Below are 14,400 nucleotides of genomic sequence, written 5' to 3'. Positions count from 1 at the left end.
CCTCGACGGGCGGCGGGGTTCGCCGTTAGCCTTCGCCTTCCAGGTCACCTTCGAGCTGGAGGTAGATCTCCTTCAACTGCGCCAGCAGCTCCGGGTCGGGATCGGACCACAGCTCGCGGTCGGCGGCCTCGGTCAACCGCTCCACGATGCCACGGAGTGCCCAGGGGTTCGACTGGCTGAGGAACTGCTGGTTCTGCTCGTCGAGCACGTAGGTCTCGGCGAGTTTGCCGTACATCCAGTCCTCGACGACCCCCGAGGTCGCGTCGAACCCGAACAGGTAGTCCACGGTCGCGGCCATCTCGAACGCACCCTTGTAGCCGTGCTTGCGCATCGCCGCAAGCCACCGAGGGTTGACCACGCGGGAACGGAACACCCGTGCGGTTTCCTCGCCGAGCGTGCGGGTGCGGACGGCGTCCGGTGTGGTGCTGTCACCGATGTAGGAGGCAGGTGCGCTACCGCTGAGCGCTCGTACCGTGGCGATCATCCCGCCGTGGTACTGAAAGTAGTCGTCGGAGTCAGCGATGTCGTGCTCGCGGGTATCGGTGTTCTTCGCCGCGATCTGGATGCGCCGGTAGCTGCTTTCCATGTCCTCCCTGGCGGGAACGCCGTCCAGTTCGCGGCCGTAGGCGTAGCCTCCCCACACGGCGTACACCTCGGCCAGATCAGCGTCGTCGCGCCAGTTCCCGGAGTCCATCAGCTGCAGCAGGCCCGCGCCGTAGGAGCCCGGTTTCGAGCCGAAGATGCGGGTGGTTGCCCGGCGCCGGTCACCATGCTCGGCCAGGTCGTCCGCGACGTGGGCGCGCACGAAGTTCTGGTCGGCAGGCTCGTCCAGTTGGGCCACCGCCTGCACCGCGTCGTCGAGCAGTTCCACCACGTGCGGGAAGGCGTCGCGGAAGAAACCGGAGATGCGGACGGTGACGTCGATCCGAGGGCGGCCCAGCTCCTCGAGCGGGATGACCTCGATGCCGCTGACCCGGCGTGAGGCCTCGTCCCAGACCGGGGTGACGCCGAGCAGCGCCAGCACCTCGGCCGCGTCGTCGCCCGCGGTGCGCATCGCCGAGGTGCCCCACACCGACAGGCCCACCGAGCGGGGCCAGTCACCGGTGTCCTCGCGGTAGCGCCGCAGCAGCGAGTCGGCCAGTGACTGGCCGGTCTGGTAAGCGAGCCTGCTGGGAATGGCTTTCGGGTCTACGGTGTAGAAGTTGCGCCCGGTCGGCAGCACGTTCACCAGCCCGCGCAGCGGCGAACCGCTCGGTCCGGCCGGGATGTAGCCGCCGTCCAGCGCGTGTGTCACCGAGTCCAGCTCACCCGTGGTGCCCGCCAGCCGAGGCACCATCTCGGTGGCCGCGAACTCCAACACCCGGGAGACGTCGGCGGCGGCACCGTCGTCCCCGAGTACCGCCCGGCACACCTGCGGTACGGCTGCCGCGTCCCACCGGCTGCGCTCCATCGCCGCGACCAGCTCGTGCGCGCGGGCTTCGATCGCGTCCACCTCGGTGCTGGCGGCATCGGAGTTCTCCTTCAACCCGAGCGCGGTACGCAGTCCAGGCACCGCACCGGCCTGGCCGCCCCACATCTGCTGCGCGCGCAGCATCGACAGCACCAGGTTGACCCGCTCCTCGCCTTCGGGTGCGTGGCCGAGCACGTGCAGCCCGTCGCGGATCTGGGCGTCCTTGACCTCGCACAGCCAGCCGTCCACGTGCAGCAGGAAGTCGTCGAATTCGGCGTCGTGCGGACGCTCGGTGATGCCAAGGTCGTGGTCCAGCTTGGCGGCCTGGATCAGCGTCCAGATCTGCGCCCGGATCGCCGGGAGCTTGGCCGGATCCATCGCGGAGATGTTGGCGTACTCATCGAGCAGCTGCTCCAGCCGCGCGATGTCGCCGTAGCTCTCCGCGCGAGCCATCGGCGGGATCAGGTGGTCGACGATGGTGGCGTGCGCCCGGCGTTTGGCCTGGGCGCCCTCGCCCGGATCGTTGATCAGGAAGGGATAGATCATCGGCACGCTGCCCAGCACCGCATCCGGCGCGCAGGAGGCCGACAGGGCCGCGTTCTTGCCGGGCAGCCACTCCAGTGAGCCGTGCTTGCCGAGATGGACCACGGCGTGCACGCCGAACCCGCCCTCGCTCCGCGGCGCTTCGAGCCACCGGTACGCGGCGAGGTAGTGGTGGCTGGGCGGCAGGTCCGGGTCGTGGTAGATAGCGATCGGGTTCTCGCCGAAGCCGCGCGGTGGCTGGAGCATGATCAGCACGTTGCCCGCCTGCAGCGAGGCGAGCACGATGTCGCCCTCGCTGTTGCGCGAGTAATCGACGAACAGCTCACCAGGGGGCGGGCCCCAGTGCTGCTCGACCTGCTCGCGCAGGTCGGCGGGCAGCTGCTCGAACCACGCGCGGTAGCGGGCGGCGGGTACCCGGATCGGGTTGCCCGCGAGCTGCTCCTCGGTGAGCCACTCGGGATCCTGGCCACCAGCGGCGATCAGAGCGTGGATGAACGCATCGCCTTCGGGCGCTTCGGAGCGCTCCACGTCCTCGCCAGGGGTCGGTTGCCGGGACGACTCGGCACCCGCCGGGGTGGTCTCCACCCCGGGGATGCCGTCACCAAGGTCGTAGCCGTGCTCGCGCAGCGTGCGCAGCAGCCGCACCGCGCTGGCCGGGGTATCCAGCCCGACAGCGTTACCCACCCTGGAGTGCTTGGTGGGGTAGGCCGACAGCACCAGCGCGATCCTGCGCTGTTCCGGCGGGGTGTGCCGCAGCCGCGCATGCCCCAGCGCGATCCGCGCCACCCGGCTCGCACGTTCGGCGTCGGGGAGGTAGCGCGGTAGGCCGTCCTCGTCGGTCTCCTTGAACGAGAACGGCACGGTGATGATCCTGCCGTCGAACTCGGGCACGGCGACCTGCGAGGCGGCATCCATGGGGGACACGCCCTCGTCGTTGTCCCACCACTCGTCCCGGTCGCTGGTCAGGCACAGTGCTTGCAACATCGGGATGTCGAGCTCGGCCAGCTCGGCGACGTCCCATGCCTCGTCGTCGCCACCGGCGCTCACCGCGGACGGTCGCGTCCCCCCGGCCGCGAGCACCGTCACCAGCACCGCGTCCGCCGCGCGGAGTTGCTCGATCATCTCCGGTTCGCGGGTGCGGAGCGTGGCGCAGTACATCGGCATCGCCTGACCGCCCGCGTCCTCGACGGCACGCGACAGGGTCTCCACGAACGCGGTGTTGCCTGCGAAGTGGTGTGCCCGGTAGTACAGGATCGCCACCACGGGCCCGTCCATCGACCGCGGTTCACGCTCCAGGAAACCCCAGGACGGCTGCTCGGCGGGCGGGTCGAAGCCGTCGCCGGTCAGCAGCAGCGTGTCGGACAGGAAGTGGTGCAGCTGCGTGAGATTCTCCGGACCGCCGTGCGCCAGGTACGTGTGTGCCTCGCGGGCGATTCCGGCTGGCACGGTGGACAGCTCCATCAGCTCGGCGTTCGGCGCCTGCTCACCGCCGAGCACGACCACGTGCGCCCCGCTGGCGCGTACCGCGTCGAGACCCTCTTTCCACGCCCGCTCGTCACCGAGGATGCGCACCACCACGATCGTGGCGCCGTCGAGCAGGCCGGGCAGCTCGTCGAGGTCGATACGCGCCGGATTGCCAAGGCGGTACCCCATATCGCTGGCACGTGCGCTGAGCAGGTCGGTGTCCGAGGTGGACAGCAGAACGATCACGGTGGTCTCGGCTCCTCTCGGGGTGTCCGCGCCCCGGTTGGTCGGTCGTCGCTGGTTGGAGTCTCCTGGCTGCAGGATCGTCGCTCGCCCCGGCCTTCCAGACGCTGCCGTTCCGGCGCCCGTGACCTCGGCCCGTGATCCGGGCTGGGGCTCGCTCCCCTCTCACAGTGGCGGGACCGCCCCGGACTCGCACCGGGTTCCTCCACTTCCAGCGGGCTTGCCCGCACCTCACTCTCGCCGGGGCCGGAGCCCGCGTCAAGCCGAGGTGCCAGCACACAATCTACAGTGACAGCCATGCCGGATCCGTACCCCGCCCCGTGGGCGGGCACCGCTCACCGGGAACGCCCCGACGCCTGCCCCGGCGCGCTGACCACTCACGACGCCGCCGACGGGCGGCTGGCCAGGGTGCGTGTGCCGGGAGGCAAGCTGGCAGCGGGCCAGCTGGTCGAGCTGGCCGCCTGCGCCGAGGAGCTCGGTGACGGTGTGCTGCATCTGACATCCCGGGGCAACGTGCAGCTGCGCGGGCTCGCGCAGGCGATGCTGGGCGAGCTGGCCGATCGGCTGGCCGAGGCGGGACTGCTGCCCTCGCCAAGCCACGAGCGGGTGCGCAATATCCTGGCCTCCCCGGTCAGCGGGCTGACCGGGGGTGTCGCCGACGTGCGTGCCCTGGTGGGCGAGCTGGATCGCGCGGTCTGCGCGCGGGCGGAGCTGGCCGGGCTACCCGGCCGGTTCCTGTTCGGCCTGGACGACGGCCGAGGCGACATCGCGGGTGACCGGATCGATGTGTGCTGGCGCGCGGTGACTCCGGACACCGGGGCGGTGCTGCTCGCCGGTGCCGACACCGGGCTGCGGGTGCGCACCGGCGACGCGGTGGCGGCGCTGGTGGCGGCAGCCGTGGCCTTCGCCTCCTCGCGCGGCGACGCCTGGCAGGTGCGCGAGCTCGTTACCGGGGGCGGGGCGTGGGGATCGCTGGTCGATGCGGTGGCAGCCGAGGTGACCTGCCACCCGCAGGCACCGTGCTCGTTCACCCCTGGCGGCGAGCTCGCGCTCGGCGGCCACCGGCAGGACGATGCCCGCGGTGAACGCTGGTGTGTCGTCGCTGGTGTGCCGCTCGGCGCGCTGCCCTCGGCGGCCGCTCGGTCGCTGGCCACCGAGGCGCCACGGCTGGTGATCACGCCATGGCGGTCGGTAGTGCTTCCGGATCTCGAAGCGACCGCGGCAGCGAGCGTCACAAGGCGGCTGGCCGCCGACGGCCTGCTGGTCAGCGACGGAGAGCCGCGGCACCGGGTCACCGCCTGCATCGGGGCACCCGGCTGCGACAAGGCGCGCGCCGACGTGCGCGCGGACGTGAGCGAGCTCATCCGCACGGCAGGTGGCGCGCTGGCCGGGACAGCCGCGGCGGCACACTTCTCCGGGTGCGAGCGCCGCTGCGGGAAGCCGTGGGCGGCGGGAACCACCGTGGTCGACGTACTGGCTGCCGAGGAGGGCGGCTACCGGGTCGACGGGCGGTGGGTGCCCACCGTGACGTTGGCGGCGTCGTTGGCGCGCGCCATGGGCGATGGCAGGAACAGCACCGACTCCAGGGAAGGACGCCGATCGTGACCGATCACCCGCTCGAGTCCCCTCTCGAGTACCTGCGCGACGGGTCCGAGATCTACCGGCGCTCGTTCGCCACGATCCGCGCCGAGGCCGAACTCGGAGACCTCCCCGCGGACGTGGAGCGCGTCGCGGTCCGCATGATCCATGCCTGCGGGATGGTGGACCTGCCCGGTGACCTCGACTACGCGCCGAATGTGGTGGCTGAAGGGCATCGGGCGTTGGCCACGGGTGCACCGGTGCTCACCGACGCGAAGATGATCGCGGGAGGGGTTACGCGCAAGCGCCTGCCCGCCGGGAACGAGGTGCTGTGCACCCTGGCCGATCCCTCGGTGCCCGAGCTTGCCGGGCGGCTGGGTACCACGCGCAGCGCGGCCGCGCTGGAGCTGTGGCGGGAGCGGTTGCCCGGATCCGTGGTGGCCATCGGCAACGCCCCGACGGCGTTGTTCCGGCTACTGGAGCTGCTGGCCGAAGGGGTACCCGCCCCTGCGGCGATCATCGGTACCCCCGTCGGGTTCGTCGGCGCCGCCGAGTCGAAGACCGAGCTGGCCCGCCAGGCGCCCGCGCCGTATTTGGTGGTGCACGGCAGACGCGGCGGCAGCGCTATGGCTGTCGCCGCCATCAACGCGATCGCGACGGAGGCTGAGCTGTGAGCGGGGCACGAACCGGCAAGCTCTGGGGTGTGGGGCTCGGGCCGGGGGACCCGGAGCTGGTCACCGTGAAGGCGGCACGGCTCATCAGCGAGGCGGAGGTCATCGCCTACCACTGCGCGCGCCACGGGCGCAGCATCGCCCGCTCGGTGGCCGAACCCTACCTGCGGGACGGGCAGCTCGAGGAGCGGCTGATGTACCCGGTCACCACCGAGACCACCGACCATCCCGGGGGGTACGAGGGCGCGATCGCGGAGTTCTACGAGCATGCCGCCAAGCGGCTCGCCGAGCACCTGGATGCGGGTAGGGATGTGGTGCTGCTCTGCGAGGGTGATCCCTTCTTCTACGGCTCCTACATGCACATGCACGAGCGGCTGCACGACCGCTACGATGCCGAGGCGATCCCGGGCGTGACCTCGGTGAGCGCGGCCGCCTCGCAGCTCGGACGCCCGCTGGTGCAGCGCGAGGAGGTACTCACCGTGCTGCCCGGCACGCTGCCCGGCCCCGAGCTGGCGATGCGACTGGCCGACACCGACGCCGCCGCGGTGCTCAAGCTGGGGCGTACCTTCACCTCGATCCGGTCGGCGCTCGCGGAGGCAGGCAAGCTCGACGAGGCCTACTACGTAGAACGGGCCACCTGGGGACAGCAGCGGATCGAGCCGATGGCCGAGGTGGACCCGGAGTCGGTGCCGTACTTCTCGGTTGCGGTGCTGCCGAGCCCCGCGTATACGGCGCGCACCTCAGGGGAACAAGCCGACTCGCCGGAACCGGCTCAGGCGGCGGGGGCCGCCTGCGGTGAGGTCACGGTGGTCGGGCTCGGCCCCGGCGGGACCCAGTGGCTGACGCCCGAGGCCGACCAGGCACTGGCCGAGGCCGAGCACCTGGTCGGTTACGGGCCCTACCTGGCGCGAGTGCCGCAGCGCGCGGGTCAGCAGCGCCACACTTCCGGCAACCGGGTCGAGGCGGACCGGGCGGCGCACGCGCTGGAGCTGGCCGCGGCAGGCACCCGGGTGGCGGTGGTGTCCTCAGGGGACCCCGGGGTGTTCGCGATGGCCGCCGCCGTGCTGGAGCGGGCCGAGACCTCCCGGTGGGGTGACGTGCGGGTGCGGGTGCTGCCCGGGATCACGGCTGCCCAGGCGGTGGCAGCGCGGGTGGGCGCGCCGCTGGGACACGACTACTGCGTGCTGTCGCTGTCCGACCGGCTCAAGCCGTGGGAGGTGATCGAGCGCAGGCTGGAGGCTGCCGGAGCGGCCGACCTGGCGGTGGCGATCTACAACCCGGCCTCGCGCAGCAGGACCACCCAGCTCGCCGACGCGCGCGAGGTGCTGCTGCGCCACCGCGACCCGGCGACACCGGTAGTGGTGGCGCGCGACGTCGGCGGCGAGGACGAGTCGGTGCGGGTGACCACCCTGGCCGAGCTGGACCCGGCACAGGTGGACATGCGGTGCCTGCTGATCGTGGGTTCCTCGACGACGCGGGTGGTGCGGCGCGACGGCAGCACCACGGTGTTCACGCCCCGGTGGTACGCGGCAGGACACGAGCCAGCATAGCCTGCGGCGCGTCTACTGTGGATCGGGTGTTCCCTCGGGCCAGACACAGGGGGAGGAAGCGCCGATGCGCATCGCCCCTTGCTGGTTGGCTTTGAGGGTCATGCGGAAGCTGTCATCGTTGTTTTCGACCCAGAGGAACTCGTATTCTGGTTCGTTGTCGAGGACGCGGAAGTTGTTGTTCTGCCACCATGTCTTGAGGGTGTCGAAGTACGTGGGGATCTCGTCGGGATCCAGTCCGACCACTTCGTAATCGCGGCTGGCGAATTTGCGGCCTTCTGGGCCGTGGTCGTCGGGGTCGGTGCAGTCGCGGTCGTGGTAGTGGTGGGGGTTGGTGAGTTCGGCGGCGTCGGGGAGCTGGGCGAGGGCGCGGTCGATGTAGTCGTCGAGCCGGTCGTTGGCTTCGTCGAGGGTGATGGTCGGTTGCATCCCTGCTCCTAGTGTGGTGCATCCGAAGAGTACAAGCGATGCGAGGATCGCGATCAGTCCGAACGTTCTGGGAGCTGGCGCCTGCATCTCATGGTCCTCCTGCATCTTCGCCCGGCGGTGTCAGCCGCCAGTCGGCGCTTGACCGGCGATGATTCGCCCCATGTTCGTGAGCGCCTTATTGTTCGGGTCCCAGTACTGACTGTGCGCGCCGAGGCTCTTTCCCAAGAGGAGGCCGCTATCACCGGGGTCTGATGCGAACGTCACGGCCCCGAAGTCATCGGCTATGGGTTGCTGTTCGTGGATGGACTGGGGTGTTCCCCTGATGACGTCGTTCTCGGCGGTTGTCGCGTAGACGTTGCCGGGATCGATGCCGAGGTCGCTGGCGTGCTCGACGCCGACGCCGGGGCTTCCGACGAATACCATCCGATCGACGTCGAGCTCCTCATGTCTGGCGGTGTGTCCGATGGTGGTGCTGCCGTAGCTGTGCCCGATCAGCGTGTGTTGCGAGCGGCCCGGCTCGTCGTAGGTGGCACGGAGCCCGTCCTGGAATCCGGCGAGGTCGTCGGTGGCCTGCGCGGCGTAGTGCTCACGGGTGGCTTCGGTGACCACGTTCTGCGGGGCGTCATAGCCGACTCAGGTGATCACCGACGTGGAGCCGGTTCCATGGAACGCCGCCTCTCGCTGCATATCCTCCCCGCGGTTCATCAGCTCTCCGATGCCGTCCAGGCCTGCGCCGGTGCCGGGGACGTAGGTCGCGGTGTGCTCGGCGGTGTCGGGGTTGCCTTTGGCGATGATGGCCTGACCGTTGCCCGCAGTGTCGATGCCGAGCAGGTAGTGGCGCTGATCGTCCGGGGCGTTGGCGGTGCTGGCGAGCCGGTCCTCGATCGCATTGATGCCGCCCAGCTTGCTCTCGATCTCGGCGATCTGGTCGCGCAGGTGGCGCTGTTCCTGCGAGCCGAACCGGCTGAACGGGGTGTCATCCAGCCGCTGCTGGAGCTCCTCGCTGCGGTCGATGAGCTGCTGCTTCTGCTCAGCCAGCACGATGCGGTTGGCGGTGTCCCTGGCCTCGGCGGGGATGCCGTCGGTGGCGCCGACCCATTGTGGGTTGGCCTCGAGGACCTGGGCCTGCTCGGCCTCGGACAGGCCCGTCCACCAGCGGTGGACCTCCTCCGGTTCGGCGCCGCGCGGGGGTTCCAGCCGGGCCGGGTCGCCCTGGCGGGCGTCGACGATCTCGCCTTGCTCGGCGCGGTCCAGGATCGCGGCCAGTTCGACGTCGATGTCATCGGCACGCTCCAGGATGCGGCGGATGGTGTCGATCAGCTCTGCCCTGACCTGCCCGCGCTCGGCCTGCACGGCGGCGACCTGCTCGGCGGGCACGTCCGGTCCCGGCCCGTGGTCGGTGAGGCTGCCGTCGGCACCGATGGTGAAGTTGTGCGCCGCCGCCAGGTGCTCGGCGTCGCCGTGCTCGCGCTGCAGCGGCACGATCTCATCAGCCGCGCGCTGCAACGCCCGCATCACCGCCCCGGCCTCGTCACCGACCGACTCGATGCCTCCGGCGATGCGCTTGCGCCGCTCCCGGGCGGCAGCGGCGCCGCCACACCGGAGATCGCCCCTGCCAGGTCCACCTCGGCGAGGCTCTCGCTGGTAGCGACCGCGTCGGCGCCCCGGCTTCGGATCTCGGAGATGATCGCCTCGAAACCGCTCACGGTCGGTGCCCCTCCTCTCCCGGAACGAACACAGCATGCCAGGCGCGGACGTCGTCACGCAGGCTCATCGCCGGGAAATGAGTAAAAGTACCGAGACGGGATGTCGCAGCGCGCTACTGCCCGTAGCGTTCCCGGTGCACCGCATCAGCCAGCGGCCTGCGTTCCCGCCAGCCGTGCCGTTCCAGGTCCGGCTCGCTCGCGAGCTCGTGCACCGGCCCGAGACACAGCCACGCTACCGGACGCACGCCCGGGGGCAGCCCGACGAGCTCGGCAAGGAACTCCTCCCGGTAGAAGCTGACCCAGCCCACGCCGAGGTTCTCGGCCGTGGCCGCCAGCCACAGGTTCTGGATCGCCAGGCACACCGAGTACAGCCCGGCGTCGGCGATCGCGTGCCTGCCAAGCACCGCTGGTGCCCCGCGCTGTGGGTCGTAGGTCACCACGATGCCGAGGCTGGATTCCAGGATGCCCTCGATCTTGATGCGGCTGAACGTGCCCTTGCGCTCGGCGTTGAGCGACTCGGCGAACACCTCCCGCTCGGCGAGTACGTGCCTGCGGAACTCCTCGCGCGTGTCCCGATCCGAGACGAGTACGAAATCCCACGGCTGGGACAGCCCCACGCTGGGCGCGGCATGCGCCGCCTCCAGGACGCGCCGCAACACGTCCTCGTCGACGGGTTCCCCGGTGAATTCGGCGCGCACATCACGCCTGCGCTCCAGCACCCGGTAGAACTCCTCCAGCGAGGCATCCAGTTCGTTGCGGGTCGGTCGGTCACTCACGCTGTCGTATCCCATCTGGTCAGCACCCATGCCACGGCATCGCTGACCTCGGTGACGGTCGGTACGTCGGCGCGGTGCGGCCTGCGCACCGCGAGCACGGTCACGCCGAGCTGCTGCGCCGCCTCGAGCTTGGCAGCGGTCATCGAGCCGCCACTGTCCTTGGTGATCAACACCTCGATGCCGTACTCGCGCATCAGCTCCCGCTCGCCCTCCACGGTGTACGGACCGCGGGAGAGGACGATCGAGCAGCGCTCGGGCAGCGGCGGGTCGGGCTGTTCCACACAGCGGATGAGGAACCACTGCTCGCGGTTGTCCGCGAACGCGGCAAGCCCCTGCCTGCCGGTGGTCAGGAACACCCGCTCGCCCAGCTGCCCCGCGAGCTGGGCGGCCTCGTCCAATGAGCTCACCCAACGCCACTGCTCGCTGTCGGTCCGGTCCCAACCGGGGCGTTCCAGCCGGAGCAGCTCCACCCCGGCCTGCCTGCTCGCGGCCACGGCGGCGGCGCTGATGCGCTCGGCGAACGGGTGGGTGGCGTCCACCACGGCCCGCACCCGCTGCTCCCGCAGCCAGGCAGCCAGGCCCTCTGCGCCGCCGAAGCCGCCGATACGGACCTCACCGGCGGGCAGCCGGGGTCGATCGACCCGGCCCGCGAGCGAGGAGATCACGCGTACGCCCCGGTCGGTCAACTCGGCGGCCAGCGTGCGTGCCTCGGCGGTGCCGCCAAGAAGGAGCAAGGGATAATCCACAGGCACGAGACTATGGCAGACGAACTTCGCTACGGGTGGACCACGGGGGCATGTGCGACCGCGGCCACCACAGCCGCCTACACCGCACTGCTGACCGGCGCGTTCCCCGACCCGGTCGAGGTGCTGCTGCCCAAGGGCAAGCGGCCCTGGTTCGCGCTGGCCACCGAAGGTATGACCGGCGACACCGCGCACGCCGGTGTGGTCAAGGACGCGGGTGACGATCCCGACGTCACCCACGGCGCGCTGGTCGTGTCCACCGTCGGCCACGGGGAGTCTGGCAGCGGTGTCACGTTCAAGGCAGGCTCGGGCGTGGGGACGGTGACCCGGCCTGGGCTGCCGGTGGCGGTGGGCGAGCCTGCTATCAATCCGGCGCCGCGCCGGATGATGCGTGAGGCGATCGAGCGGGTGGCCGGCGAGCACGGCGGCAGCGGTGACGTGGTGGTGGAGATCGCGATCCGGCACGGCGAGGAGATGGCACGCCATACCTGGAATCCCCGGCTCGGCATCGTCGGTGGCCTCTCGGTGCTGGGTACCACCGGGGTGGTGGTGCCGTACTCGTGCTCGGCGTGGATCGACAGCATCCGGCGCGGCATCGATGTCGCCCGCGCGATGGGGGTGGGGCATGTCGCCGGCTCCACCGGCAGCACCTCCGAGCAGGTCGTGGCCGAGCTGTACGGGCTGGACGACACCGCGCTGCTCGATATGGGCGACTTCGCGGGCGCGGTGCTGAAGTACCTGCGCAAGCACCCGGTGCCCCGGCTCACGGTAGCGGGCGGGTTCGCGAAGATGTCCAAGCTCGCGGCGGGGTACCTCGACCTGCACTCGCAGCGTTCGCAGGTGGATCTCGGCATGTTGGCCGAGCTGGCGGACGGGGCCGGGCACCCCCGACTGGCTGGGGAGGTCAAGGAGGCCAACACCGCGGCGCACGCCCTCGAACTCGCCACCGCCGAAGGCTTCGACCTCGGCGGGATGGTGGCTGAACGCGCGCGGCGTGCCGCGGTCGAAGTGCTCGGTGACGCCCCCGTTGAGGTCGACATAGTCGTCGTCGACCGCTCCGGCACCATCGTGGGCCGCGCCCCGTAGCCGGCTGGCCCGCTACAGCGAGCCCGGTTGAGCGCGGCGGTCGCGTCCCTTGGAGTAAAGGAAGCTATCGGGGAAGGCTTCCGCGTCCAGCACCCGGCCCACGAAGATTGTTGCCGCACGGCTCAGGCCAGCCGCGCGGACCTGCTCGGCGATATCGGCGAGGGTGCCGCGCAGCACCGTCTCCGCCGGCTGGCTGGCGTGGGCGACCACGGCGACGGGGCAGTCCGGCCCGTAGTGCGGCAGCAGCTCCTCGACCACCTGCTCGATACGGCCGATCCCCAGGTGCACCGCCAGCGTGGTGCCGGTGGCGGCGAACGCCGACAGGCTCTCCCCCTCGGGCATCGGGGTCGACCGCGCCTGGGTGCGGGTGATCACCAGGCTCTGCCCGACCGTGGGTACCGTCAGCTCGCGCTTGAGTGTGGCGGCAGCGGCGGCGAAGGCGGGCACTCCCGGAGTGACCTCGTAGTCCACGCCCGCAGCGTCCAGCCTGCGCATCTGCTCGGCCACCGCGCTGTATACCGACGGGTCACCGGAGCACAGCCGCGCCACCACCGGGTTGTGGTCAGCCGCGTGGGCGGTGACCAGCTCGTCGACGATCTCGTCGAGGGTGAGTTCGGCGGTGTCGACCAGCCGCGCCTGCTCGGGACAGTGGGCAAGCAGGTCGGTCGGGGTGAGGCTGCCGGGGTACAGGCACAGCGCGCAGCGGGCCAGCAGGTCGCGCCCGCGAACGGTGATCAGGTCCGCCGCGCCGGGGCCGGCGCCGATGAAGTGCACGGTCACGCTCGATCCCTCCTGAGGTGGTACTGGGTGACGGTGCGGGCCGGTTGCCAGCCGGTGTAGCCCCCGAGTGCCGTGGCGTGTTCGACGGATATGCGGGTGAGCTCGCCGCCGTGGATGCGGTAGGCCTCGACCAACACCGCCTCCGATTCCACGGTGACGCCGTGGGCGACCAGCCTGCCGCCCGGCGCCAGCCAGCGCAGGCAGGTCTCGACCATGCCGGGTGCGCTGACCCCGCCGCCAAGGAAGATCGCGTCCGGTCGCTCGTCGCCTGGCACGTCCTGCGGCGCGCGCCCGGTGATCACGCGCACGTCCGGCACGCCGAGGTGGGTGGCGTTGCGCGTGATCCGCTCGGCGCGCACGGGGTCGCGCTCGATCGCCAGCGCCCGGTTGGCCGGGTGGGCCCGGCACCACTCGATGGCCACGCTGCCCGCGCCCGCCCCGATGTCGGCCAGGAGCTGGCCAGGAACGGGCGCCAGCCGGGCAAGGGCGCTCGCCCGCAGGTCGCGCTTGGTGAGCTGCCCGTCGTGCTCGAACGCGTCGTCCGGCAGGCAGGCAGCGATGCCGTACAGCGGGGCGTCCTGGTCGGCGTGGCACTCGATGGCCACCACGTTCAATGCGGCACCAGGCGGGTGGGGCCAGTCCCGCGCGGTGCCGTGCAACCGCCGCTCATCGGACCCGCCCAGGTTCTCCAGCACGGTCACCGCGCTCGACCCGTAACCCCGGTCGGTGAGTACCCGCGCGATCTCGGCGGGGGTCGCCGCGTCGGCCGAGAGCACCAGCACCCGCCGTCCCGGCGCCAGTGCCCTGCTGACCCGGTGCACGCTGCGGGCGACGGAGCTGACCACCTCGGTCTCCTCGAACGACCACCCGAGCCGTGCGCGCGCGAGGGTGGCCGAGGACACCGTGGGCAGCACCCGTACCGAGGCAGTGCCGTAGCGGCGTACCAGGGTGGTGCCGATACCGGACAGCAACGGATCGCCGCTGGCCAGCACGCACCGGCGGCGCCCGGCGTGCTCGGCGAGCAGCCCGTCCAGCGCGGGCAGCAGCGGGCTCGGCCAGGTCACCCGTGTGGCGGACACCTCGTCGGGGATGAGGTCGAGCTGCCGCGCGCTGCCGAACAGGACCTCTGCCTCCATGATCGACGCCCTGGCTTGCTCGGCCAGGCCGGGCCAGCCGTCGGCGCCGATGCCGACGACGGTGATCACGCTGGGGTCCGGTTGGTCTGCGGTGGGCACGCTGGCACGGTATCGGAGCCGGGTGCCATCACGGTGGGGTACCGTGCGGCTGCCATGGGACTTCTCACGCCCACCGCCGTGACCGGCTATGCGATGATGCGCCGGACGGCCATTCGAGGAACCTGGTGAGCGCGCGCCGCGCGAGTCCA

The 14,400-nt window shown here is 71.1% G+C and carries 12 protein-coding genes, 1 pseudogene and 1 riboswitch; of the genes and pseudogenes, 4 read left to right on the top strand and 9 right to left on the bottom strand.

What is annotated here, in order from left to right; genetic code table 11:
- Window positions 1-25: 25 nt before the first annotated feature.
- Window positions 26-3,703, bottom strand: coding sequence for a cobaltochelatase subunit CobN (gene cobN / locus F8178_RS14875; protein ID WP_317495393.1), 3,678 nt, complete (start codon window positions 3,701-3,703; stop codon window positions 26-28).
- 58 nt (window positions 3,704-3,761) lie between these two features.
- Window positions 3,762-3,906, bottom strand: a riboswitch (cobalamin riboswitch).
- Window positions 3,907-3,997: 91 nt separating this feature from the next.
- Between cobN and cobG the strand changes: the two genes are divergently transcribed.
- Genes cobG through F8178_RS14860 form a run of 3 tightly spaced genes read left to right on the top strand, consistent with a single transcriptional unit; the run spans window position 3,998 to window position 7,499 of the window.
- A complete protein-coding gene (gene cobG / locus F8178_RS14870; RefSeq protein ID WP_317495392.1) occupies window positions 3,998-5,305 on the top strand; it encodes a precorrin-3B synthase in 1,308 nt (435 codons plus the stop codon).
- Entirely contained in the window at window positions 5,302-5,952 is a 651-nt protein-coding gene (locus F8178_RS14865; protein WP_317495391.1) for a precorrin-8X methylmutase, read from the top strand. Before cobG ends, F8178_RS14865 begins: the two co-directional genes overlap by 4 nt.
- Entirely contained in the window at window positions 5,949-7,499 is a 1,551-nt protein-coding gene (locus F8178_RS14860) for a precorrin-2 C(20)-methyltransferase (protein ID WP_317495390.1), read from the top strand. The genes F8178_RS14865 and F8178_RS14860 overlap by 4 nt, the downstream gene beginning before the upstream one ends.
- 12 nt (window positions 7,500-7,511) lie before the next feature.
- On the opposite strand, the gene F8178_RS14855 is transcribed toward F8178_RS14860, so the two are convergent.
- From F8178_RS14855 to F8178_RS14830, 6 genes and pseudogenes are all read right to left on the bottom strand, one after another.
- On the bottom strand, window positions 7,512-7,925 hold the full coding sequence (locus F8178_RS14855) for a hypothetical protein (protein ID WP_317495389.1): 414 nt from the start codon (window positions 7,923-7,925) through the stop codon (window positions 7,512-7,514).
- 120 nt (window positions 7,926-8,045) lie between these two features.
- Window positions 8,046-8,546, bottom strand: a pseudogene (locus F8178_RS14850) (alpha/beta hydrolase); the annotation flags it as partial.
- 12 nt (window positions 8,547-8,558) lie between these two features.
- A complete protein-coding gene (locus F8178_RS14845; protein ID WP_317495388.1) occupies window positions 8,559-9,443 on the bottom strand; it encodes a hypothetical protein in 885 nt (294 codons plus the stop codon).
- Window positions 9,440-9,631 (bottom strand): hypothetical protein, encoded by a 192-nt coding sequence (locus tag F8178_RS14840; RefSeq protein ID WP_317495387.1) that lies wholly within the window; start codon window positions 9,629-9,631, stop codon window positions 9,440-9,442. The genes F8178_RS14845 and F8178_RS14840 overlap by 4 nt, the downstream gene beginning before the upstream one ends.
- A gap of 113 nt (window positions 9,632-9,744) precedes the next feature.
- Window positions 9,745-10,407, bottom strand: a complete 663-nt coding sequence (gene bluB / locus F8178_RS14835) for a 5,6-dimethylbenzimidazole synthase (protein ID WP_317495386.1) — start codon at window positions 10,405-10,407, stop codon at window positions 9,745-9,747.
- Window positions 10,404-11,153, bottom strand: coding sequence for a cobalt-precorrin-6A reductase (locus F8178_RS14830; RefSeq protein ID WP_317495385.1), 750 nt, complete (start codon window positions 11,151-11,153; stop codon window positions 10,404-10,406). Before F8178_RS14830 ends, bluB begins: the two co-directional genes overlap by 4 nt.
- 12 nt (window positions 11,154-11,165) lie before the next feature.
- Here F8178_RS14830 and F8178_RS14825 point away from each other — a divergent pair, with 12 nt between their 5' ends.
- Window positions 11,166-12,236, top strand: coding sequence for a cobalt-precorrin-5B (C(1))-methyltransferase (locus tag F8178_RS14825; RefSeq protein ID WP_317495384.1), 1,071 nt, complete (start codon window positions 11,166-11,168; stop codon window positions 12,234-12,236).
- A 12-nt stretch (window positions 12,237-12,248) separates the two neighbouring features.
- Here F8178_RS14825 and cobM read toward each other — a convergent pair whose 3' ends face one another.
- Window positions 12,249-13,016 (bottom strand): precorrin-4 C(11)-methyltransferase, encoded by a 768-nt coding sequence (cobM, locus tag F8178_RS14820; RefSeq protein WP_317495383.1) that lies wholly within the window; start codon window positions 13,014-13,016, stop codon window positions 12,249-12,251.
- The gene (gene cbiE / locus F8178_RS14815) at window positions 13,013-14,251 is read right to left on the bottom strand and encodes a precorrin-6y C5,15-methyltransferase (decarboxylating) subunit CbiE (RefSeq protein ID WP_317495382.1); all 1,239 of its coding nucleotides are present in this window, start codon (window positions 14,249-14,251) and stop codon (window positions 13,013-13,015) included. The genes cobM and cbiE overlap by 4 nt, the downstream gene beginning before the upstream one ends.
- Window positions 14,252-14,400 lie beyond the last annotated feature (149 nt).

Origin of the sequence: Haloechinothrix sp. LS1_15, assembly GCF_033042135.1 — a bacterium.
Lineage (GTDB): Bacteria > Actinomycetota > Actinomycetes > Mycobacteriales > Pseudonocardiaceae > Haloechinothrix.
This window is presented reverse-complemented; position numbering and strand designations above follow the sequence as displayed.

Excerpts from the sequence above, each read along its gene's own strand:
- cobG (WP_317495392.1), top strand. The coding sequence starts at position 3,998 with ATGCCGGATCCGTACCCCGCCCCGTGGGCGGGCACCGCTCACCGGGAA.
- F8178_RS14855 (WP_317495389.1), bottom strand. The coding sequence starts at position 7,925 with ATGCAACCGACCATCACCCTCGACGAAGCCAACGACCGGCTCGACGAC.
- F8178_RS14825 (WP_317495384.1), top strand. The coding sequence starts at position 11,166 with ATGGCAGACGAACTTCGCTACGGGTGGACCACGGGGGCATGTGCGACC.